Source organism: Streptomyces sp. NPDC059866, assembly GCF_042731325.1.
Classification (GTDB): Bacteria; Actinomycetota; Actinomycetes; order Streptomycetales; family Streptomycetaceae; genus Streptomyces; species Streptomyces flavusporus.
Genome location: NZ_JBHWJT010000013.1, coordinates 186166 through 205950, shown reverse-complemented (window position 1 = coordinate 205950; position 19785 = coordinate 186166). Strand labels below are relative to the sequence as shown.

Annotated in this window: 19 protein-coding genes; 11 read left to right on the top strand and 8 right to left on the bottom strand. The window is 69.8% G+C overall.

Annotated features, from left to right (window positions below; genetic code table 11):
* Positions 1-11: 11 nt before the first annotated feature.
* The 3 genes from ACFV7R_RS21680 (at position 12) to ACFV7R_RS21670 (ending at position 1946) form a co-directional block, all read left to right on the top strand.
* Positions 12-440, top strand: a complete 429-nt coding sequence (locus ACFV7R_RS21680; protein ID WP_385265734.1) for an ATP-binding protein — start codon at positions 12-14, stop codon at positions 438-440.
* Positions 440-832 carry a hypothetical protein gene (locus ACFV7R_RS21675; protein ID WP_385265855.1) on the top strand — a complete coding sequence of 131 codons (393 nt, stop codon included), beginning with the start codon at positions 440-442 and terminating at the stop codon, positions 830-832. Before ACFV7R_RS21680 ends, ACFV7R_RS21675 begins: the two co-directional genes overlap by 1 nt.
* A gap of 616 nt (positions 833-1448) precedes the next feature.
* Positions 1449-1946, top strand: coding sequence for a hypothetical protein (locus ACFV7R_RS21670; protein WP_385265731.1), 498 nt, complete (start codon positions 1449-1451; stop codon positions 1944-1946).
* Positions 1947-2422: 476 nt separating this feature from the next.
* Here ACFV7R_RS21670 and ACFV7R_RS21665 read toward each other — a convergent pair whose 3' ends face one another.
* The 5 genes from ACFV7R_RS21665 to phoU all read right to left on the bottom strand — a co-directional run bounded on the left by ACFV7R_RS21665 (position 2423) and on the right by phoU (position 8296).
* Positions 2423-5482 carry an FG-GAP-like repeat-containing protein gene (locus tag ACFV7R_RS21665; RefSeq protein WP_385265729.1) on the bottom strand — a complete coding sequence of 1020 codons (3060 nt, stop codon included), beginning with the start codon at positions 5480-5482 and terminating at the stop codon, positions 2423-2425.
* A 946-nt stretch (positions 5483-6428) separates the two neighbouring features.
* Complete coding sequence (locus ACFV7R_RS21660) at positions 6429-6827, bottom strand: hypothetical protein (RefSeq protein ID WP_385265726.1); 399 nt, start codon at positions 6825-6827, stop codon at positions 6429-6431.
* 141 nt (positions 6828-6968) lie between these two features.
* Complete coding sequence (locus ACFV7R_RS21655) at positions 6969-7217, bottom strand: SCO4226 family nickel-binding protein (RefSeq protein WP_129798510.1); 249 nt, start codon at positions 7215-7217, stop codon at positions 6969-6971.
* 114 nt (positions 7218-7331) lie between these two features.
* A complete protein-coding gene (locus ACFV7R_RS21650; RefSeq protein ID WP_385265723.1) occupies positions 7332-7493 on the bottom strand; it encodes a hypothetical protein in 162 nt (53 codons plus the stop codon).
* A gap of 125 nt (positions 7494-7618) precedes the next feature.
* On the bottom strand, positions 7619-8296 hold the full coding sequence (gene phoU / locus ACFV7R_RS21645) for a phosphate signaling complex protein PhoU (protein WP_385265721.1): 678 nt from the start codon (positions 8294-8296) through the stop codon (positions 7619-7621).
* A 234-nt stretch (positions 8297-8530) separates the two neighbouring features.
* Here phoU and ACFV7R_RS21640 point away from each other — a divergent pair, with 234 nt between their 5' ends.
* Both ACFV7R_RS21640 and ACFV7R_RS21635 read left to right on the top strand, forming a co-directional pair.
* Positions 8531-9796: a sensor histidine kinase gene (locus ACFV7R_RS21640; protein ID WP_385265718.1), complete on the top strand. Its 1266-nt coding sequence runs from the start codon at positions 8531-8533 to the stop codon at positions 9794-9796.
* Positions 9793-10473: a response regulator transcription factor gene (locus tag ACFV7R_RS21635; protein ID WP_129798507.1), complete on the top strand. Its 681-nt coding sequence runs from the start codon at positions 9793-9795 to the stop codon at positions 10471-10473. Before ACFV7R_RS21640 ends, ACFV7R_RS21635 begins: the two co-directional genes overlap by 4 nt.
* A gap of 73 nt (positions 10474-10546) precedes the next feature.
* On the opposite strand, the gene ACFV7R_RS21630 is transcribed toward ACFV7R_RS21635, so the two are convergent.
* Positions 10547-11230: a DUF461 domain-containing protein gene (locus ACFV7R_RS21630; RefSeq protein WP_385265715.1), complete on the bottom strand. Its 684-nt coding sequence runs from the start codon at positions 11228-11230 to the stop codon at positions 10547-10549.
* Between the two features lie 583 nt (positions 11231-11813).
* On the opposite strand from ACFV7R_RS21630, the gene ACFV7R_RS21625 reads away from it, so the two are divergent.
* The 6 genes from ACFV7R_RS21625 to ACFV7R_RS21600 all read left to right on the top strand — a co-directional run bounded on the left by ACFV7R_RS21625 (position 11814) and on the right by ACFV7R_RS21600 (position 18207).
* On the top strand, positions 11814-12296 hold the full coding sequence (locus ACFV7R_RS21625) for a CarD family transcriptional regulator (protein ID WP_385265713.1): 483 nt from the start codon (positions 11814-11816) through the stop codon (positions 12294-12296).
* 300 nt (positions 12297-12596) lie between these two features.
* Complete coding sequence (gene ispD, locus ACFV7R_RS21620) at positions 12597-13337, top strand: 2-C-methyl-D-erythritol 4-phosphate cytidylyltransferase (RefSeq protein WP_385265711.1); 741 nt, start codon at positions 12597-12599, stop codon at positions 13335-13337.
* Positions 13327-13821 carry a 2-C-methyl-D-erythritol 2,4-cyclodiphosphate synthase gene (gene ispF / locus ACFV7R_RS21615; RefSeq protein WP_385265708.1) on the top strand — a complete coding sequence of 165 codons (495 nt, stop codon included), beginning with the start codon at positions 13327-13329 and terminating at the stop codon, positions 13819-13821. Before ispD ends, ispF begins: the two co-directional genes overlap by 11 nt.
* A gap of 85 nt (positions 13822-13906) precedes the next feature.
* Entirely contained in the window at positions 13907-15307 is a 1401-nt protein-coding gene (gene cysS / locus ACFV7R_RS21610) for a cysteine--tRNA ligase (RefSeq protein WP_385265706.1), read from the top strand.
* An 85-nt stretch (positions 15308-15392) separates the two neighbouring features.
* Positions 15393-16331 carry a 23S rRNA (guanosine(2251)-2'-O)-methyltransferase RlmB gene (rlmB, locus tag ACFV7R_RS21605; protein ID WP_385265703.1) on the top strand — a complete coding sequence of 313 codons (939 nt, stop codon included), beginning with the start codon at positions 15393-15395 and terminating at the stop codon, positions 16329-16331.
* Between the two features lie 118 nt (positions 16332-16449).
* Positions 16450-18207, top strand: a complete 1758-nt coding sequence (locus ACFV7R_RS21600; RefSeq protein ID WP_385265700.1) for a DoxX family protein — start codon at positions 16450-16452, stop codon at positions 18205-18207.
* A gap of 89 nt (positions 18208-18296) precedes the next feature.
* On the opposite strand, the gene ACFV7R_RS21595 is transcribed toward ACFV7R_RS21600, so the two are convergent.
* Positions 18297-19028, bottom strand: a complete 732-nt coding sequence (locus tag ACFV7R_RS21595) for an NDP-sugar synthase (RefSeq protein ID WP_385265698.1) — start codon at positions 19026-19028, stop codon at positions 18297-18299.
* A gap of 206 nt (positions 19029-19234) precedes the next feature.
* Complete coding sequence (locus ACFV7R_RS21590) at positions 19235-19690, bottom strand: hypothetical protein (RefSeq protein WP_385265695.1); 456 nt, start codon at positions 19688-19690, stop codon at positions 19235-19237.
* Between the last annotated feature and the right edge of the window lie 95 nt (positions 19691-19785).

Here is a 19785-nt window from a genome sequence, read left to right as displayed (position 1 = left end):
AAGGAACTTGTATGCACGAGTATACGAGCACCGCCCGGGTCTGGGGGCTCAGTTGCCCAGGTTTTCCGGAAGAGGTCAGGAGGGCCCGCCGCTGGACCCGCGACATCCTGCGCGACTCGCCGTTAGCAGAAGACGCCGAGCTGATCGTCAGCGAGCTGAGCGCAAACGCGATTCTCCACACGGCCAGCGGCCAGGCATCCGGCAGCTTCCATCTGGCCCTCGCAGTCTCCCCACAGGTGATCGCCCTGTCCGTCACGGATGACGGAGGCACGGGCACGGCACCGAAGGCCGAGCACCAGGACCAGGAGGCGGAGCACGGCCGAGGACTCGGCATGGTCAGCGCGCTCGCTTACCGGGTGGTGGTCCACAGCAACCAGAGCGGCCACACCGTCACCGCGGAACTCTTCACCGACAGCCGACCGGGAGCCCACCCGTGCTGATGGACAAGCCCACCCGCGGCTACTGGTGCGAGTGCTGGACGGAAAGCCCCGGGGAGACGACGGAGAGGCCGGCCTTTCACACCTCCTTCGACGCGTACTCGGCACCCCAGGCAGACAGATGGGTAGCCGTCGCACTCCGCACGATCACGCCAGCACTTGACCCCGACGCGTCGGACGAAGCATGGGCATGGCTCCACGACGGCCGCAGCGAAACGAGGCGTGCCCTACTGCGTCAGGAACCCTGCACGGTGACGATCGCCCATGCCGACACCCACATCACCTGGACCATCCGACCCGTGCTCTTCCTGCCGCTCGCACACCGACAGGGCACCGAACTCCCAGCCTGCGCACACGACTTCAAGCCCCACACCACAGTGTCGGGTTCCAGGTGATGCCTGACGTTCCGGTCCCAGGTGATGCTTGACGGCGGGCCTAGACAACATCGGAAATCTTGTAGGGCTTGTTCGCTTTCACATTACGGACCGGAAAAGCCTCACACCACAGACTGAGTTACAACTTTCTCTACTGGTTCAAGGGCCCGCGCAAGCGCGGGCTGGCCCCTTGGGCCCGGCCCCTCTGCGCCTTCGGCGCCGGGGCCGTGCCCCTGGGGCCGCAAGCGAGTTACGGCCCTGAGTAGAAACCTAGACGGGCAAGCCACGGTCAGAACGATGCTTCCGGCGGGGGATCGGCCGGCACCGGGATGGAGGGGGCGCCGTTCCCGACTGCGGGTCCGTAGTGGCGTGCGCGGGGAGCTCCCATCCCGTCCGCCATCGACCCAGGCAGAGCCGAGCAGACGCGGCCCCTGGCGTCCAGGTCGTTCGTACAGTGGCGCGCTCCACCTGGACGCCAGGAACCACGCCCGCTCCACGGTGTGTGGGTCGACGGCGGACGGGATGGGAGCTGGGGAGAGTGTGGGTTGAGGTGATCTGTCAGTGGCAGGGGCTCGGCGGGTCGCCTGGCGGCCAGAGAAAGATGCGTTGTCAGTAGCCGCTCATAGCATCTTGGCTCATGGGATTCTTTGGATCTTTCGTGGTGGCCCGGTGCGACGGGCCATTGGCAGAGCTGCCTGCGATGCGGCAGGCAGGCGGTGACCTGTCCTGGTCGGCTCAAGACGGTGCCTGGCAGATCGTGCAACTCCACGGCGGTGGTAGACCCGCCGACTCGATCGTGCAGGAGACGCAGGCTCCCGTGCTCGTCGCCCATGTGTTTGACAGTGATGTGGCGGCGGTGGAGGCAGCCAGCCCGAAGGGGCCGAGGTGGGAGTGCGTGCTGTCGCCGCAGATAGCGCGAGATTCTTATGGCGCTCCGGAGCAGTTGCTGGAACGGAACAAGGAGGCCGCCCCCCTTGCAGCAGACTGGGCGAGAGAGGCTGGCCGGGAACCAGATACTGATGCGGTGGCTGCGGTGCTCGCCGCCGAGGCGGACCCATTCGCGGAAGACCTGGTGCAAGAGTTGACGAGCGCTTTGGGGTTCCGTTTTGAGAGCGGTACAGGTTCGGCCGACTGAGTTAGCGGCCAGTAGTGCAATCCACCTGGACGCCAGGAACCACGCCCGCTCCACAGTGTGTGGGTCGACGGCAGACGGGCCTTGATCATCGTTCTCTTTCTCGTGCGGTCAGGGGCCCTGTACACCTCGACCTCTCAACGGTCAAGCAGTCCGCTGGTGTCTGACACCAACGCCTGACACCAACAACCCCGGACGAGCACGGATGGGCGCGGACCCTTACGGTCGCTAAACCGCCTCACCGTCGGCGAGCGCCTGCATCAACGGTCCGGGATGATCGACCTGATAAAGACGAGGCCAGACCTCAAAGTCTGTGTCCGGTGCGGGTGCCGTCCTCCGCCGATGGACGGCACCCGCCGACTTGACTACGGATCACCGGTCTGATGTGGGAACTGGGTCAGCAGACGTAACACCAGACGCTACGTAGGCCGAGGGGTACCCGGAACGCGAAGTTCAGGGCACCCCTCGGCGTCGGCCGATCAGTACAGGGCCTTGTAGCCCTGCCAGCCAGTGCCGATCTTCACCCGCGGCGCGAACGACCCGTTGCCGTAGCCGGCCTGGCGGTACAGGTTGCCGGCGGTGTCCCGGGCGACGATGTCCGCCTTGCCGTCGCCGGTGATGTCGCCGACGCCGACGACGACGTTGTACGAGCCGCCCCAGTTGGTGAACAGCCGGACGCGGGAGGTGAAGGTGCCCTTGCCGGTGCCGTTGTAGCGGTAAAGGGTGTTGTTCTTGTCCTGGGCGATCAGGTCGCCCATGCCGTCGCCGTTGAGGTCGCCGACGCCGACGATCTTCTTGTACGTCTTCCAGTTGTCGTACAGCTTCACCCGGGCGGACAGCTTGCCGGTGCTGGTGCCCTTGTACAGGTAGACCGCGCCGGTGGACGCGTTGCGGGCGATCAGGTCGGCCCGTCCGTCGCCGCTGATGTCGCCGGGCGAGGTCAGGATGTCGTACTGGGTCCAGCCGCTGGTTGCGAGCGTCGTGTAGGACGTGGTCGGCTTGAGCGCGGCGCCGCAGCCCGGCTTGTACAGCCGCAGGGCCCCGCTGCTCAGCCGCACCAGCACGTCGTTGCACCGGTCCCCGCTCAGGTCCCCGAACGGGACCGCCTTGACCGAGGTGGACCAGCCGGTGCCGGTGACCTTGTTCGAGAACTTCCCGGTCCCGGTGCCCTGCTGGAAGGTGAGCGCGCCCGAAGGGGTGAGCGTGAGCAGGTCACCGATGCCATCGGACCCGATATGGTCGCGTCTCACGGCAGCACCACCGGTCAGCTTCAGCGAGCCGGTCGCCGTCGCCGACGTGCCCTGCCCGTCTGCCGAGGCCACCGTCATCGTCCAGGTGTACGTGCCGTTCGGCACGTACGCGCCCGTCGATGTCCGGCCGTTCCAGGACGCCCGGACAGCGTCGTGTGCGGCACCGCCGGACAGGGTGCGTACGGTGGCGCCGGTCGCCTTGTTCCTGAGCACCAGCGTCCACGAGGCGGCTGGCTTCGACAGCCACCACGTGCCGTCCCACAGGGACGACGGGCTCAGCAGGCTGACCGAGGGTTCCGTCCTCGCTCCGAGGACTGCGATGTCCGTGGCGGGGGTGCCGCTCCGAACGACGTGGATGTCCTGGGAGGCGGGGTTCACGTAACCGACGAGGCCGGTGTACGGATCGACGTCCCACTTTCCGGTCTTGGCGGCCAGGGGCCGGCTCACCGCGGAGCCGCTTCTGACGTCCGTGAGGGTCAGCGCCCCGGTGCTGGAGTCACGCGTGACCAGGAAGCCGTCACCCAGGCGCTTTGCTCCTCCGGTCGGAACGGTGATGAGCGTCTTCCTGCGGGTGTCGTACACGAAAGCCTTCGACTCGCTCCCTTGGGGAAGAGCGCACTGGCCGGACCAGTACACCCAGCGCCCCACCGCCTGGACCTCTCCCGAACCGCAGGTGCTCCCTACCCGGAACGACGTGATCGCGTCGCCCGTACGCACCTCCGTGGCCGTCACAGTGCCGCCGGTGGACGACGTCCACAGCGTCTCCCCCCACAGGGTGACGGGGACCGCACCGGCTGGGCCCGTGCGGGTGGGCACGACCTCCCGTGTGTTCAGATCCGCCACCATCAGGCCGTCTCCCGCGGGCGAGGATCCCCACCAGGCCGCGTACCGGCCCGCGACGTCCATGAGACCGTGGTGGTCCTGGAGGCTGGAGGCGAACACGGTGCCGGGGAGGGGCTGACCTCGGTCCAGGACGCGGAGCTCCCCGTCGTCCCACTCCCGGTATACCGCCCGCCCGTCACCCGTGCCCCGGAGATCGGGACAGCTCCCGTGATCCCCGGCCATGATCCCGCACCTCCGGGTCGGTCCCCGGTCCGTGCGCGTGCCCGCGGTCAGGGCTCCCTCCGCGACCAGCGAGCGGCTGTACAGGTGCGTCGCCCCGTCGCCGGACTCGTAGGTCAACAGCTCACCGCCGCTCAGGTCGAGCGACTCGATCCCCATCGGCACGGCCGGAAGGTCCGTAATCCGGTGCACCCGGGGCAGACCGTCCTCCCCCGCCTCGATCTTGGCGATGCCGTAGTCCACAGCGGACTCCCCGCCGGCGAGGACCAGGCCGCCGTCAGGGGTGACGAGGGCCGCGGGGTCCGCCCGCTTGGCCAGAGGCAGCTCCGCGGAGCCGTCGAAGGGCAGCGCGGACACACTCCAGACGGACGAGTCGCTGCGCCGCGCGACGACGAGCACGTCACCGACGACGCCGAGGACCTTGCTCTCGGAGCTGCGGGGGAACGGAACCTCGTGCGTGGGCGCGTCGTAGGCACCCTTGGCGTACACCCGCACGTGGGACGCGCCGTACCAGCCGGCCAGGTAATCGGGGCCCACCACGGTGTCCATGTTCGCCACGTACGGAGGGAGGAGCATGGTCTCGCCGGTCTCCGTATCCACCCAGGCGAACTTGGTGACCCGGTCCGATCCGAAGTAGTTGACGAGGATGCCGGAGGCGTCACCCCTGGGGAAGACGGGGAAGATCGTCCCGTCCGGGAATCCGGTGACGGGCTTCTGCACCGTGCTGCCGTTCTCGTTGTGCAGCAGGAACAGCCCGGTCCGTTCCCCACCAGTGCTGGTGCTGGTCAGGACAGTGCGCCCGTACGTCTGTACGTAGCTTTGGCCCGCCGGAATCGTCACGGTCTCCGTCGTGCCGGTTCCCATGTCCCGGAGCAGGACCTTCCCACTGTTCTGGGACGGGGGAAGGGCGACGACGTCCGAACCGGTGCCGTACACACCCCGGGTGCGCGGTGCGAGTCCCTCGCCGCCTTCCACCGGCTTTCGGCTGCCGTCGTAACCGGTCCACCAGAGGCCGTAACCGTCGGTGGTGGAACGGTACTCGAGGAAGCCGGAGGTTCCCGCAGTCTGCAGAGACGCCGTGCGCGGAGTGGTGCGCATGGTGGCCGGAATGATGATCTCCGTTGCGGTCTCCGCATGCGCAGGCGCCACCAGCGGCACGGCGGACAAAGAGAGCGCCAACCCGGTGATGGTGGCAAGGGAGCCGCGCACGAAAGCTCGACGAGTCACTTGTTTCCCCTCCCTGCGGAGGGCCCCACCCCCTCCGAACAAGCGCGCGGATTCTAGCACTTGTTCAAGGCGGATGACCTTGCTGAGCCGGTTGGCCGACCCGCGTGTGGACGACACATCCCCGCCCGCGCGGACAAGTGAGTAGACGTGGCCAACGAAGACGGACGCCACGGTACGCAGCGGTATGTCACGGGCTGTCAGCGCTGGTCGTTGCCGGGACGGAAAGTGATCCACTCCACACGACGGACTCGCCTGAAAAGCGGAAGGTCGCCCGAACGACAGTCGTGCTGGCCTGCCCCAGCGTCCGGCCCATCCGGCAGGTCACGGCTTCACGAGCGAAGCCACAGTTCCAGGGCATGTTGCGTGACATCAGTAGCTGACATCAACAGAGGCGTACAACCACGCACGGCGGCACGCTCGTAATCGGTGGACGAGCCAACAGATCCCAGCAGGCGAGCGGTTCGTGATGGTGCTGCACGCGCCTACGGATCAGAAGGTTCGAAATCCTGCCGAGTGCACACAGAGGCTCCGGAGAGATCCGGGGCCTCCTGCGTTTCCCGGTGGGCGAAGGGAAGGCTGTGCTCGCAAGCCGGGTGGGAGGCTGCTCCTCTTCGTGAGTGAGGGTCCGGTTCGTGAGTGAGGGTCCGGGGCGACACCGCCGGGCCCTCTCTGGGCCCTCCGAGGGCGACAAGTAACGGTCAACAACGACCACCCATGACAGCCCGATCGCAGGTCAGCGGGAGTTTGTGTCCCGCTGACCTGGTCAAAAGAACAAGCCCGCCAGACCCAGGGCAAGAAGAAGTAGCCCAAACCGGTAGCCCGACTGATCGAGCCCCCTGCCTGCGGGTTCTCCGCAGGCAGGGGGCTCGTGGCAGCTCAGGGCCGTCGCAGGTCCGTCAGGGGTGTTCGGGCCGCGTTCGAAGTGGCCCCGCATGCCGGGTGACTGTCAGTCCTGCCCGTCTGCGTCGCCTCGCCCGATGTCGGTCATGTCGCCGGAAGCCGGGAGAGCACGTGCATCGTCGGTCTGCGTGCGGCCGTCGCCTTGGTCCTGACGTCGGCCGTCGCCCTGGTCCTGACGCTGACCGTCGCCTTGGTCCTGATGTTGAGGTGTGCAGTAGTTCTGCAGCACCGTGCCGGCCTGGGGGCCGCCCATGAGGGCCCACACGGCTTGTTCGAAGCCGCCCCGCCTCTGGTCGATCACGCGGCATGCCTGCCGGTCAGACGGTTGATCGGTCTGGGCCGCGGCGGGGGAGGCGGCGGTCAGAGCTGCTGCAAGGCTGATGACGACTGCCGCAACCGAGCTCGCTGCGGAGCGGTGCAGACAGTGCATTCGCAGGGTCTTCATGATCACACCCTGCGCGGAGAAGGGCACAGCAGGAAGTCCGACAGCCCCTCGGGCAGGCAACTCAACCCGATCGGTCGATCTCCTCGGCCCCCGTCTGCGTGTTCCGCGGGCAGGGGCCGGTGGTGATTGCGTGGCGACGGGTCAGACCGTCAGCGGTACCGGATGGATCTCGTCCGCCTTGTGCCCGGCGCGTTCGTGGATGCGTTGGACCGCTTCCGCCGAGGGGGCCTCGGACAGGCAGTAGACGACTCCGGAGTCCGGGTCCGCCCAGGCCTGCTTGAAGTGCACGCCCTCTTCCCCTTCTATCGCGAGGTCGGCCCGGTGGGCCTCGCGCAGCTGGTCGGCCGTGATGCCCCGCATGTCGTGATGGACGTCCATGAACTCAGCCATGGCCTCGCACCTCCTTCCCGTCCTTACTCCATGCTGCGCCCGTGCCGCAGGCAGGGCGACGCGAAGGGCCCCCGGCGCCGGCGCCGGGGGCCCTCAGACGTCGTGGAGCTTCAGTCAGCACTGGCAGGGATTGCCCTGCTGGCAGCCGCACGTGCAGCCCGAGCCGCAGCCGCACGCGCCGATGAGCGTGAGGCTGTTGATCTCGGCGGGCTGTTCGCTGGCGCGTTCCTGGGTGGGGTCGGGCGTCGTACCGGGCGTGTTGGGGGATTCGGCCATGGGTCCCTCCTCGAGGCTGGTGCCTGTCAGCCCATTGCAGCCCCGTTTGCCGGGCGCATCAACGGCGCACTGTGGCTCGCACCCGCAGCGGCCCGGCCCGGTCAGGGGTTTCGCGCGCCCGTCGCTCAGGTCCCTTCGACGTGGATCTCGGGCTGGAGCTCGTCCGCGTGCTCGCCGGTGACCAGGAACACCACGCGCTTGGCGACGGCCACCGCGTGGTCGGCGAAGCGCTCGTAGTAGCGGCCGAGGAGCGTGACGTCGACCGCGGTCTCGATGCCGTGCTTCCAGCGCTCGTCGATGAGGTGCTGGAACAGCGTGCGGTGCAGCAGGTCCATCGCGTCGTCGTCGGTTTCCAGCTGCATCGCCAGATCGATGTCCTTGGTGACGAGGACCTCGGCGGTCTTGGCCATCAGACGCTGCGCGAGCTGGCCCATCTCCAGGATCGTGGCGTGCAGGTCGTGCGGGACCGCCCGCTCGGGGAAGCGCAGCCGGGCGAGCTTGGCCACGTGCTGGGCGAGGTCGCCGGAGCGTTCGAGGTCGGCGCTCATACGCAGCGAGGTGACCACTATCCGCAGGTCCGTGGCCACCGGCTGCTGGCGGGCCAGCAGGGCTATCGCCTGGGCCTCCAGGTCGTGCTGGAGTTCGTCGACCTTCTTGTCGGCCTCGATCACGTTCTCGGCCAGCTTCAGGTCGGCGTCGAGAATGGCTGTCGTGGCGCGCCCGATCGCCGACCCGACCAGCCGGGCCATCTCGACCAGGCTGTCGCCGATCGAGTCCAGTTCCTCGTGGTACGCGTCCCGCATCAGGGTTCCCTCTCGTGCGATTTCTGGGATTCATTCGGGGATTCAGAGGGCCGGTGGCCCGTGGTGAAAGCCGTTCCTACGAACCCCACGCTGCCACGTTCCGGGCCGTACGCGTCCGTTTCCGCCCCCTCAAATGAACCATCCCTGGCTCCAAGGTGAACTCTGGGCGACGAGTGTTCGAGGTCGCACCCGGACGGCTGTGGGCAACCATTAGGGCATGCCTAACCTGGATGCATGGACGTGAACGCGGCGGTCGCCGCAGCGGCAGCGATCGCCGGTGTGCTCACCGGTGTCATCGCCATGCTGGCGTTCCGCTGGAGCGAACGCGACCTGAAGCGCCCCACCCGGACCTCCCTGCACACCGACCCGGTGCTTCCGCCCGGCGTCGACACGGTGCTGTCCGTGCTGCGCTCCTCGGCCGTCGTCCTGGACGAGGCCGACGCCGTCGTCAAGGCCAGCTCCGCGGCGTACGCCCTCGGACTGGTCCGCGGCGGCAAGCTCGCCGTCGACCCCATGCTGCAGATGGCCCGCGACACCCGGCGCGACGGTGAGATACGTCAGGTGGAGCTGGACCTGCCCCGGCGCGGCAGCGGCCGGGGCGAGGCCCTCGCCGTCTCCGCCCGGGTCGCCCCGCTGGGCTCCCGGCTGGTGCTGCTGCTGGTCGAGGACCTCACGGAGGCCCGCCGGATAGAGGCGGTACGACGCGACTTCGTCGCCAATGTCAGCCACGAGCTCAAGACCCCCGTCGGCGCGCTCTCCCTCCTGTCCGAGGCCGTCATGGACGCCTCCGACGACCCCGAGGCCGTGGAGCGCTTCGCCGGCCGGATGCAGATCGAGGCGACCCGGCTGACCAACCTGGTGCAGGAGCTCATCGACCTCTCCCGGGTCCAGAACGACGACCCGCTGGAGGACGCCGAACCGGTCCGGGTGGACGAGCTGGTCGCCGAGGCCATCGACCGGTGCCGCCACCAGGCGGGCACCAAGCAGATCACCATGGCCGCCGGCGGTACCGCCGACCTGCATGTCTGGGGAAACCGCAGCAAGCTGGCCGCGGCCCTCGGCAACCTGGTCGAGAACGCCGTCAACTACTCTCCCGCCCGCACCCGCGTCGGCATCGCCGCCCGCCGGGTGAACGGCTCCGGCGGGGACATCATCGAGATCGCCGTCACCGACCAGGGCATCGGCATCTCCGACAAGGACAAGGAGCGCATCTTCGAGCGCTTCTACCGAGTCGACCCGGCCCGCTCCCGTGCCACCGGTGGTACGGGCCTCGGGCTGGCGATCGTCAAGCACGTGGCCGCCTCGCACGGCGGGGAGGTCACGGTGTGGAGCTCGGAGGGACAGGGCTCCACTTTCACGCTGCGGCTGCCGGAGGCGGGTCAGGCCCGTGACCGGGCGCACCAGCACCCCGCTCCTGACGACGAGGCCGGGCAGTCCGCCGACTCGTCCCCCGCCACACCCCCGTACGAACCACTTCCTGCCCCGGAGGTCCTTCCGTGACCCGAGTGCTCGTCGTCGAGGACGAGGAGTCCTTCTCCGACGCTCTGTCATACATGCTCCGCAAGGAGGGCTTCGAGGTCGCCGTCGCGACCACCGGGCCCGACGGACTCGACGAGTTCGAGCGCAACGGCGCCGACCTCGTCCTTCTCGACCTGATGCTGCCCGGACTGCCGGGCACCGAAGTGTGCCGCCAGCTGCGCGGCCGCTCCAACGTCCCCGTCATCATGGTGACCGCCAAGGACAGCGAGATCGACAAGGTGGTCGGTCTCGAAATAGGAGCCGACGACTACGTCACCAAGCCCTTCTCCACCCGCGAGCTGGTCGCCCGCATCCGCGCCGTGCTGCGCCGCCGCGGCGAGCCGGAGGAGGTGGCCCCGGCCGCGCTGGAGGCCGGCCCGGTCCGTATGGACGTCGACCGCCATGTGGTCACCGTCGGCGGCTCCAAGGTCGACCTGCCGCTGAAGGAGTTCGACCTGCTGGAGATGCTGCTGCGCAACGCCGGCCGCGTGCTGACCCGGATGCAGCTCATCGACCGCGTCTGGGGCGCCGACTATGTCGGTGACACCAAAACCCTCGACGTCCACGTCAAGCGACTGCGCGCCAAGATCGAGCCGGATCCGGGCGCGCCGAGGTATCTGGTGACGGTGCGAGGCCTCGGCTACAAGTTCGAGCCGTAAACCGCACAGCGCGTACGCACAGAAGGGCGGGACCTCCCGGTGAGGTCCCGCCCTTCTGTGCGTACGACGCTGATCAGTGACCGGCGGCCTCTTCTTCCACGGGCGACTCCGACGCGGACGCCGCGTCGGTCGGGGTGTCGGTGGCGGACCCGGTCTCGTGCGGCGAGGCCGACTCACCGTCGGTGCCCTCGTCGGTGCCCTCGTCGGGCTCCTCGCTCGTGGAGGCCGAAGCCCCGGGCGCGGCCGGCACCTCGGTCGGGCCCCACGAGCTGAAGTAGCTCTCGGCCGGGACGACGAAGGCGCGCAGGCTCACGGCACCGGTCTGGCTGAAGGAGAAGGTGACCTTCTGCGCGTTGCCGTCGGTGACGCCCTCGGCGCTGCTCAGCACGGCCGAGGCGTTGTTCTTGCCGCCGATGACGACCGAGCCGCCGGCCGGGACGGACAGCGTGCCCGTGCCGGTCGCGGGCGAGATCTTGGCGGTGCCGGCGCCGTCGACGGTGATGGAGTCCAGAGTCTGGACGGTGCTGCCGCTGTTGAAGACGGTGGCGGAGATGACGGCCGGGCCGGTCGCCTCCGGGTCGGGCTGGGTGATGACCACAGCGTTCTGGATCTTGATGTCGCCGACGCTGGTGGCCGCGTTGTCCGGCTTGATCTCCAGGGTCTGGGCGTTGTTGCCGGCGCCGCAGGCGGCGAGCGAGGCGATCGAGAACGCGATGGCGGAGGCGGCGAGGGCGCCGCGTCGAAGGCTGCTGCTCACGGCGGCGGCAACTCCTTGAACGCAGGGGCAGCTTTCCTTGTAAAGCCGCCCTAAGTGGCTGTCAGCGGCCCCAGGTTACCGAGCCGTTCCCGCGCGGCCGCACCCGACCCTCCCCCGCGGGCGCCCGGCTTCGCTCGGCAGGGCGTACGGCCGGTGTCCTGTTCCGGCGTGTGACGCGCTCGTACGGCATTCACATAAGCCTTCGCGAAATGTGGGTGAAGGAATGCGCGGCCGGCCCGGAATTGATCACCGGCACGGTCGTGCCGGGGGTGTCGTGATCAATTCCGGATTCGTCTCACAGTGGCCCCCGGACGCCGAACGGAGTAGCGGAAGTCGAGCGTTTGGAACCGGACATTTGGGGATGTTCAGCCGGTTGACGGAGTCGCCGGAGGTGCGTGACGTGCACGTTTCGCCCGCCCCGGAGAGCCGCTCCGACCTGCGAATACTTTGTTCCGCGGACCCGGCGAAGCACGTTCCTGTTGCTGTTGTCAAGCCCCGAGATATGCCCTGACCTGCGAAAACGCCATTCAGAAGCTGCCGTTTCCGTGTTACCCTGGATAGCCACGGAAGGGGTACCTGTCACATGACGTTCAAGGTTGGCGACACCGTGGTCTATCCCCATCACGGGGCCGCGCTGATCGAGGCCATCGAAACTCGCCAGATCAAAGGCGTGGACAAGACCTACTTGATGCTGAAGGTCGCCCAGGGTGACCTGACGGTGCGTGTGCCAGCGGACAATGCGGAGTTCGTCGGCGTACGTGATGTGGTCGGTCAGGACGGGCTGGACCGGGTCTTCGAGGTGCTGCGCGCACCGTATGCCGAGGAGCCCACGAACTGGTCCCGTCGTTACAAGGCAAACCTGGAGAAGCTCGCCTCCGGCGATGTCATCAAGGTCGCGGAAGTCGTACGTGACCTGTGGCGTCGTGAGCGCGAGCGTGGACTCTCCGCCGGTGAGAAGCGCATGCTCGCCAAGGCTCGCCAGATCCTGGTGAGTGAGCTCGCTCTCGCGGAGAACACGAACGAGGACAAGGCCGAGGCCCTGCTCGACGAGGTGCTCGCCTCCTGACGCGAGGCAGCAGGCCCGCTGCCGCTGTGGACATCAAAAGCCGGCACGTCGAAATGCCGTGGTGCCCGATGACGTATTGCTGTCGCCGGGCGCTGCGGCATGTTCGCACCCGGGCCGAGCATGCTCGTACACCAGACGCCGTACGTCATACGCCGAGGAAATCTCCCCCCGGTACTGTGCGTGCCGGGCTCGGGCAGGAGGCTCGACGAGGGTCACGGAAGGGTCCTGTCAAGCCGTTGTGCGCCCGGCACGCTGAGGCCATACCCAAGTTGGCCGAGCACACAAACCTGACAGGAACCGATGTCTGACGATTCGCGCCCTTCGCGTACCGCCGCGGTGATTCCCGCCGCCGGCCGGGGTGTACGCCTCGGCCCGGGCGCCCCCAAGGCGCTGCGCGCGCTGAACGGCACCCCCATGCTCATCCACGCGGTACGCGCCCTGGCCGCGTCCCGCGCCGTCTCCCTCGTGGTCGTCGTGGCCCCGCCCGACGGAGCCGCCGAGGTCAAGTCACTGCTCGACGCGTACGCGCTGCCCGAGCGCACCGACTTCCTCGTCGTACCGGGCGGGCAGTCCCGCCAGGAGAGTGTGAAGCTCGGCCTGGACGCCCTGCCGCCCGGCTACGACATCGTCCTCGTGCACGACGCCGCCCGGCCGCTGGTGCCGGTCGACACCGTGGACGCCGTGATCGAGGCGGTGCGCGCCGGTGCGCCGGCCGTGGTGCCGGCCCTGCCGCTCGCGGACACGGTGAAGGAGGTCGAGCCCGCCGAGGCCCCCGGTGCGCCGGAGCCCGTGGTGGCCACGCCCGCGCGGGCCCGGCTGCGTGCGGTGCAGACACCGCAGGGTTTCGACCGCGCGATCCTGCTGCGCGCCCACGAGACGGTCACCGACAACGTCACCGACGACGCGAGCATGGTCGAACAGCTCGGGGAACAGGTCGTCGTCGTACCCGGGCACGAGGAGGCCTTCAAGGTCACCCGCCCGCTGGACCTGGTCCTGGCGGAGGCGGTCCTGGCGCGCCGGAGGCTGACCGATGGCTTCTGACGCACCGCTGCTTCCCCAGGTCGGCATCGGCACCGACATCCACGCCTTCGAGGAGGGCCGCGAGCTGTGGTGCGCCGGCCTGAAGTGGGAGGGCGAGGGGCCGGGCCTGACCGGGCACTCCGACGCGGACGTCGTGGCGCACGCCGCGTGCAACGCGCTGTTCTCCGCCGCCGGGCTCGGTGACCTGGGGCAGCACTTCGGGACCGGACGGCCGGAGTGGTCCGGGGCGTCCGGGGTGGCGCTGCTGACGGAGGCGGCGCGGATCGTGCGTGAGGCGGGGTTCCGGATCGGCAATGTCGCGGTGCAGGTCGTCGGGCCCCGCCCGAAGATCGGCAAGCGCCGGGACGAGGCCCAGAAGGTCCTGTCCGAGGCGGCGGGAGCACCGGTGTCCGTCTCCGGCGCGACGACGGACGGGCTCGGCTTCCCGGGGCGCGAGGAAGGCCTGATGGCGGTGGCGACGGCACTTGTGGTGCGCACCGGCTGACGGCGGCTGGGAGGGGCGTCACGAAAAGGTGCACCTTGTCCACAAGCGGCACGAGGCACAGCTCCCGGCCCACTACCCTGGAGTGGTGACTATTCGCCTGTACGACACCAGCGCCCGGCAGATCCGTGACTTCACCCCGCTCACGCCGGGTTGTGTCTCGATCTACCTGTGTGGTGCCACCGTGCAGGCGGCACCCCACATCGGGCACATCCGCTCGGGCCTCAACTTCGACATCATGCGCCGCTGGTTCGAGTACCGCGGCTACGAGGTGACGTTCATCCGGAACGTCACCGACATCGACGACAAGATCATCTGGAAGGCGGCCGAGCAGAACCGCCCCTGGTGGTCCATCGGCTACGACAACGAGCGCGCCTTCGACGACGGTTACCGCGCGCTCGGCTGCCTGCCGCCGACGTACGAGCCGCGTGCCACCGGCCACATCACCGAGATGGTCGAGATGATGCGCGGCCTCATCGAGCGCGGACACGCCTACGAGGCCGACGGCAGCGTCTACTTCGACGTACGGTCCTGGCCCGCCTACCTGGAGCTGTCCCGGCAGGACCTGGAGGAGATGCGCCAGCCCGCCGAGGAGGGCATCACCGGCAAGCGCGACCCGCGCGACTTCGCCATGTGGAAGGCCACCAAGCCCGGCGAGCCCGACTGGGAGAGCCCGTGGGGCCGCGGGCGTCCCGGCTGGCACCTGGAGTGCTCGGCCATGGCGCACAAGTACCTGGGCAGGGCCTTCGACATCCACGGTGGCGGCCTGGATCTGGTCTTCCCGCACCACGAGAACGAGATCGCCCAGGCCAAGGCCTTCGGCGACGACTTCGCCCAGTACTGGCTGCACAACGCCTGGGTCACCATGAGCGGCGAGAAGATGTCCAAGTCCTTGGACAACTCGGTGCTGGTGTCCGACATGGTCAAGCGGTGGCGGCCGATCGTGCTGCGCTACTACCTCGGCACCCCGCACTATCGCTCGATGATCGAGTACAGCGAGGAGGCCCTGCGCGAGGCCGAGTCCGCGTTCGCGCGGATCGAGGGGTTCGTGCAGCGCGTCGTCGAGCTGGCCGGCGGTCCCGTCGAGCCCGCCGCCGAGGTGCCGCCCGCCTTCGCCGAGGCGATGGACGACGACCTGGGCGTGCCGCAGGCGCTCGCCGTCGTGCACAACACCGTCCGGCAGGGCAACAGCGCGCTGGCCGCCGACGACAAGGAATCCGCCGTCGCCCGCCTCGCCGAGGTCCGCGCCATGCTCGGCGTCCTCGGCCTCGACCCGCTGGACGCCCAGTGGGCCGGTGAGGGTGAGCGCAGCGAAGACCTGCACGGCGTCGTCGACAGCCTCGTACGCCTCGTACTCGACCAGCGTGAGGCGGCCCGCGCCCGTAAGGACTGGGCCACCGCGGACGCCATCCGCGACCAGCTCAAGCAGGCCGGTCTCGCCGTCGAGGACAGCCCGCAGGGACCGCGCTGGACGCTCGGTCCGCGCTGACCACCCAGGATGTGCCGCCCGGCCACTCGGGCGGCACACTTGCACTGACGTACGTACTCCACCGCATCACACAGACAGGTAGGTCATGGCCGCGAACAACCGCCGCATGTCCGGCAAGAAGGGCGCGCAGGTCGGCAGCGGCGGCAAGCGGCGCCGGTCCCTCGAGGGCAAGGGGCCGACGCCCCCCGCCGAGATGCGCAAGGGCCACGCCAAGCAGCGGGCCGCCACGGCGAAGGCCCGTCGCGCGCAGGGCCGTCCGGCGCAGCGCCGCGGCGGCAAGGCGGCGTCCGAGCTGGTCGTCGGGCGCAACCCGGTCGTCGAGGCGCTGCGCGAGGGCGTGCCCGCCAGCACCCTGTACGTCCAGCAGTTCATCGACAGTGACGAGCGGGTCCGCGAGGCGCTCCAGCTCGCTGCCGAGCGCGGCGGCATCAACCTCATGGAGGCGCCGCGCCCCGAGCTCGACCGTATGACCAACGGGCTCAACCATCAGGGCCTGGTGCTCCAGGTCCCGCCGTACGAGTACGCCCACCCCGAGGACCTCGCCGACGCCGCCGCGGACGAGGGTGAGGACCCGCTGATCGTCGCCCTCGACGGGGTGACCGACCCGCGCAATCTCGGCGCGGTCGTGCGATCCGTCGCCGCGTTCGGCGGGCACGGCGTGGTCGTGCCCGAGCGGCGCGCGGCCGGAATGACCGCCGGCGCCTGGAAGACGTCCGCCGGTACGGCCGCCCGTACGCCGGTCGCGCGGGCCACCAACCTCACGCGCGCCTTGGAGGCGTACAAGAAGGCCGGCATCGTCGTGGTCGGACTCGCCGCCGACGGGGACGTCGAACTCGGTGAGCTGGACGCGCTCGGCGGTCCCGTCGCCATCGTCGTCGGCAGCGAGGGCAAGGGCCTGTCCCGGCTCGTCGGGGAGACCTGCGACTTCCGGGTGCGGATTCCGATGCCGGGCGGGGCCGAGTCGCTCAACGCCGGTGTGGCGGCGGGGATCGTGCTGTACGAGGCGGCCCGCCGACGGTCGTGAACAACTGTTCGTCGTAGTCGCCCACGCGGGGTGTTCCGGGCGGTCCGGACAAGCTTGACGCGGTCCGGACACTTCCGGCGAGTCAAGGCAGTGTCCTAATCACACGTCACTCGGTTAGATGAGTGTGGACACCAGAACACCCCGCACACCCACGGGGGACCGCTCGTCGGGATTCGACGACGCTCCCGCGCTGAGCATGGTGAAGGTGCCGAGCGATCCGGCGCAGATCATCGTCAACCATGCGAGCTTCCGCGTGCAGTTGGGCGCATCCTCGGGCCGCGTCCAATCCTCGCGCGTCGCACGGCACTTGAGCGCCGCCGCGGACACCGCCCGCACACCCGTCGTCGGTACGGCGGGCAGAGCGGACCGGACGGCCGGCGCCGCCCGTCGCCGTCCCGTCGTCTGGAGCGGCAGGTCCGCCCCGGACGACACCGGCGCCCACCGCCTGCTCCAGGCCGTGCGCGGTGCGGGCGTCCGCCATCCGGAGGAGTCCGCCGTCGACGCCGGAGCCACCCAGGTCATCCCGCGTATCGACGTCGACGCCGGATACGGCGGTGGCCACTACACCGGATACGTCGACTACGACGAGCTGGACCAGACCGTCGAGACCCCCGTCATCGGCGCTCAGCGCACCCCCGGTACCGGCGAGACGCGTCTGCTGCCGCACACGCGCACCGTCGGCAGCGCCTACGACGAACCGGCTCACGGGGGCGAGCAGTTCGACGGCTACGACGGCTACGACGAGCGCGACGAGTACGGCGACTACGACCGCTACGACGGCTACGACGACCCCGCCGCCGGTGAGGACACCACCGGGACGCGCACCCGCCGCCAGGGCGACGATCCCGCCCGGCACGCGTACTACCCCGGCCGCCGGATGAACCTCGGCGTCGTCCTCCTCCCGCTGCGGGTCTTCCTCGGCTGCATCTCCATCTACGCCGGCATGGGCAAGCTCTGCGACCCCGTCTTCTTCGACGGCGGCGAGCGCGGGTCCATGGTCAAGTGGCTCAACACCCTGCACCCCTGGGAAGTCGCCGAGCCGCTGCGCCAGTTCGCCCTCCAGCACCCCGTCGGCTCCGGGCTGCTGATCGCCTTCGCCCAGGTCATCGTGGGCGTCCTCACGGTCCTGGGGTGCTGGCAGCGGGTCGCGGCGGTCGGCGGTGCGCTGCTGTCCGCCGCGCTCCTCGTCACCGTCAGCTGGAAGAGCGTCCCCGCCTACGACGCCCCCGACATCATCTACCTCGCCGCCTGGTCGCCGCTGATCATCGCAGGCGCGCCCGTCTACTCCGTCGACGGGCGGCTGGCCGCACTCGCCTGGCGCCGGCTCGGACCCCGCTCCGACATCTGGGAGCTACGCCGCTACGTCCTGCGCCGCGGCGTCCTCGTCACCGCTGTCGTCACCGGGCTGACCCTGCTCACCGGCTCGCTGCTCGGCGGTGCCGTCCGCGACGCCGACCGGGTCGTCGTCCCCGGCCCCGGCGAGGCCCCGCGCAACGAACTGCCGGGCTCCCCGCTGCCGTCGAAGCCCGGTGAGCGCGGGGAGAGCACCACCCCGTCGGCCACCGCCGGTACCGCGACCACGCCGGGCGCCACCTCGGCCGCCCCCACGGCAGGCGCCGCGACCACGCCGGGCGCCACCGGTGACAGCGGCACCGCCACCGGCGGATCGCCCAGCCAGACCCAGGGCACCGGGGGCGGGGCCCCGCCGCAGCAGTCCACCCCGGCCGACCAGGCCCCGAGCACCAGCGCCGGCCCGACCGCCGGAGCCTCGACCGGCGGCACGGGCGCCCCGGGCGGCACCGGCACCGGCGGCTCCTCCGGCGGAGGGTCCTCGTCCTCCGGGGAGCCCGGACTGGTGGGCGGCCTGCTGGGCTAGACAGGCCACGGCGGTCGTACGACGCGACGACGGGGTCCCGCACGGTGTGCTGTGCGGGGGACCCCGTCGTACGTGCTCGCAGCCTCTCCTCAACGGCCCAGTGCGGCCAGCTCCTTCGCGGCCTCCGTGAGGTCCTTCGCGGTGTCGATGGCACGCCAGTAGGCGCCCTGCGGGATCGGGAAGCCGGCCAGGCGGTGTTCCCGGGCCAGGCGGGGGAACGTGGTGCGTTCGTGGTCGCCGCGCTCGGGGAGCATCGCGGCGAACCGGGGGGAGAAGACGTAGACGCCCGCGTTGATCTCGTACGTCGTCGGCGGGGCCTCGATGAAGTCCGTGATGTGCCCGAAGCCGTCCGTCTGCACCGCGCCCCAGGGGAGGCGTGGGCGGGCCAGAGCGAGGGTCGCCACGGCGTCGCGCTCGGTGTGGAAGTCGGCCATGTCGCGCAGCGAGAAGCGGGTCCAGATGTCGCCGTTGGTGGCGTACCAGGGCCGGTCGGGGTGCGGGAGGCGAGCGGCGGCGTACTTCAGGCCGCCACCGCGGCCGAGCGGCTCCGTCTCGACGACGGTCGTGACCGTCACCGGCAGGTCGGCGGACGCCAGCCACTCCTGCAGGACCTCGGCGAGGTGACCGCAGCTGACCACCACGTCGGTCACGCCCTCCTCGGCGAGCCAGGCCAGCTGGTGGCCGATGATCGGCGTCCCTGTGCCGGGGATCTCGACCATCGGCTTGGGCCGGTCGTCGGTGTAGGGGCGCAGCCGGGAGCCCTGACCGCCGGCCAGGATGACCGCCTGGACGGGCCGGGACGCGACGTTCGGATCAGTCATGCCCGGCACTGTACGCGGGTGCCTCCGGCGGTTGGGCGGGGGTCTTGTGCCGGGCGCCGGGCGCCTTGTGCTGGTGGTGGGGCGTGCGGCTCGGGCCGTGGTACGGCGGCTTTCCCGCCGGTGCGGTGAAGGGTGGCTGAAGCAGGTCGGGCGCGAGGGTGCCGCAGGCGATCGGCGGCACCCTCGCGGCACTTCCAGCGGAGCGCTCAGGCGCGGGTGGAGAGGATGCCTGAGGCGAAGGCGGTGTCGCAGACGGGGCGGGCGTACGACTGGGCTCGGGTCGGGCCGTAGATGCGGACCGCGGCGCGGCCCAGGGCGCGGGCGATGGACGCGCAGTGCCCGGCGAGCGAGGGGCGCTCGTTGACGGCCTGCTGGAGGTGGGTGAGCGCGACGCCGGGGTTCTGCTCCTGCAGCTCGGTCAGGAGCTGGTCGCGCAGCACCTCGTGCGGGGCGCGGGTGGCGGTGCGCGACGTGGCGCCGGAGGCCGAGACGTCCGAGGCGGTGAGCACCGAGCTCTCGGGGTTCCCCGACCAGTTGACCCGCGTGACCGCGAGGGTCCCGGAGAGCACCAGGACGACGGGCAGAACGAGGGCGAGGGTGCGGCCGATCCGGCGGGCGGGGCCCTGGCCGCGTCGCGTGGGTTGGGTGGTGGAGTGCTTCACGCGAGTGAGGGTAGCGCCCGGTAATGATTTGGCGACATTTGGTCACCGGTTCGGGGGAAGAAGTGAGGCCCTTTTTTGGTGCGGGGTTGACGCAC

Coding starts and splice junctions, on each gene's coding strand:
- rlmB (WP_385265703.1), top strand. CDS start 15,393: ATGGCCGCGAACAACCGCCGCATGTCCGGCAAGAAGGGCGCGCAGGTC.
- ACFV7R_RS21660 (WP_385265726.1), bottom strand. CDS start 6,827: ATGAAGACCCTGCGAATGCACTGTCTGCACCGCTCCGCAGCGAGCTCG.
- ACFV7R_RS21640 (WP_385265718.1), top strand. CDS start 8,531: ATGGACGTGAACGCGGCGGTCGCCGCAGCGGCAGCGATCGCCGGTGTG.
- ACFV7R_RS21655 (WP_129798510.1), bottom strand. CDS start 7,217: ATGGCTGAGTTCATGGACGTCCATCACGACATGCGGGGCATCACGGCC.
- ACFV7R_RS21670 (WP_385265731.1), top strand. CDS start 1,449: ATGGGATTCTTTGGATCTTTCGTGGTGGCCCGGTGCGACGGGCCATTG.
- ACFV7R_RS21595 (WP_385265698.1), bottom strand. CDS start 19,028: ATGACTGATCCGAACGTCGCGTCCCGGCCCGTCCAGGCGGTCATCCTG.
- ACFV7R_RS21650 (WP_385265723.1), bottom strand. CDS start 7,493: ATGGCCGAATCCCCCAACACGCCCGGTACGACGCCCGACCCCACCCAG.
- ACFV7R_RS21600 (WP_385265700.1), top strand. CDS start 16,450: ATGAGTGTGGACACCAGAACACCCCGCACACCCACGGGGGACCGCTCG.
- ispF (WP_385265708.1), top strand. CDS start 13,327: ATGGCTTCTGACGCACCGCTGCTTCCCCAGGTCGGCATCGGCACCGAC.
- ACFV7R_RS21680 (WP_385265734.1), top strand. CDS start 12: ATGCACGAGTATACGAGCACCGCCCGGGTCTGGGGGCTCAGTTGCCCA.
- ispD (WP_385265711.1), top strand. CDS start 12,597: ATGTCTGACGATTCGCGCCCTTCGCGTACCGCCGCGGTGATTCCCGCC.
- ACFV7R_RS21675 (WP_385265855.1), top strand. CDS start 440: ATGGACAAGCCCACCCGCGGCTACTGGTGCGAGTGCTGGACGGAAAGC.
- phoU (WP_385265721.1), bottom strand. CDS start 8,296: ATGCGGGACGCGTACCACGAGGAACTGGACTCGATCGGCGACAGCCTG.
- ACFV7R_RS21625 (WP_385265713.1), top strand. CDS start 11,814: ATGACGTTCAAGGTTGGCGACACCGTGGTCTATCCCCATCACGGGGCC.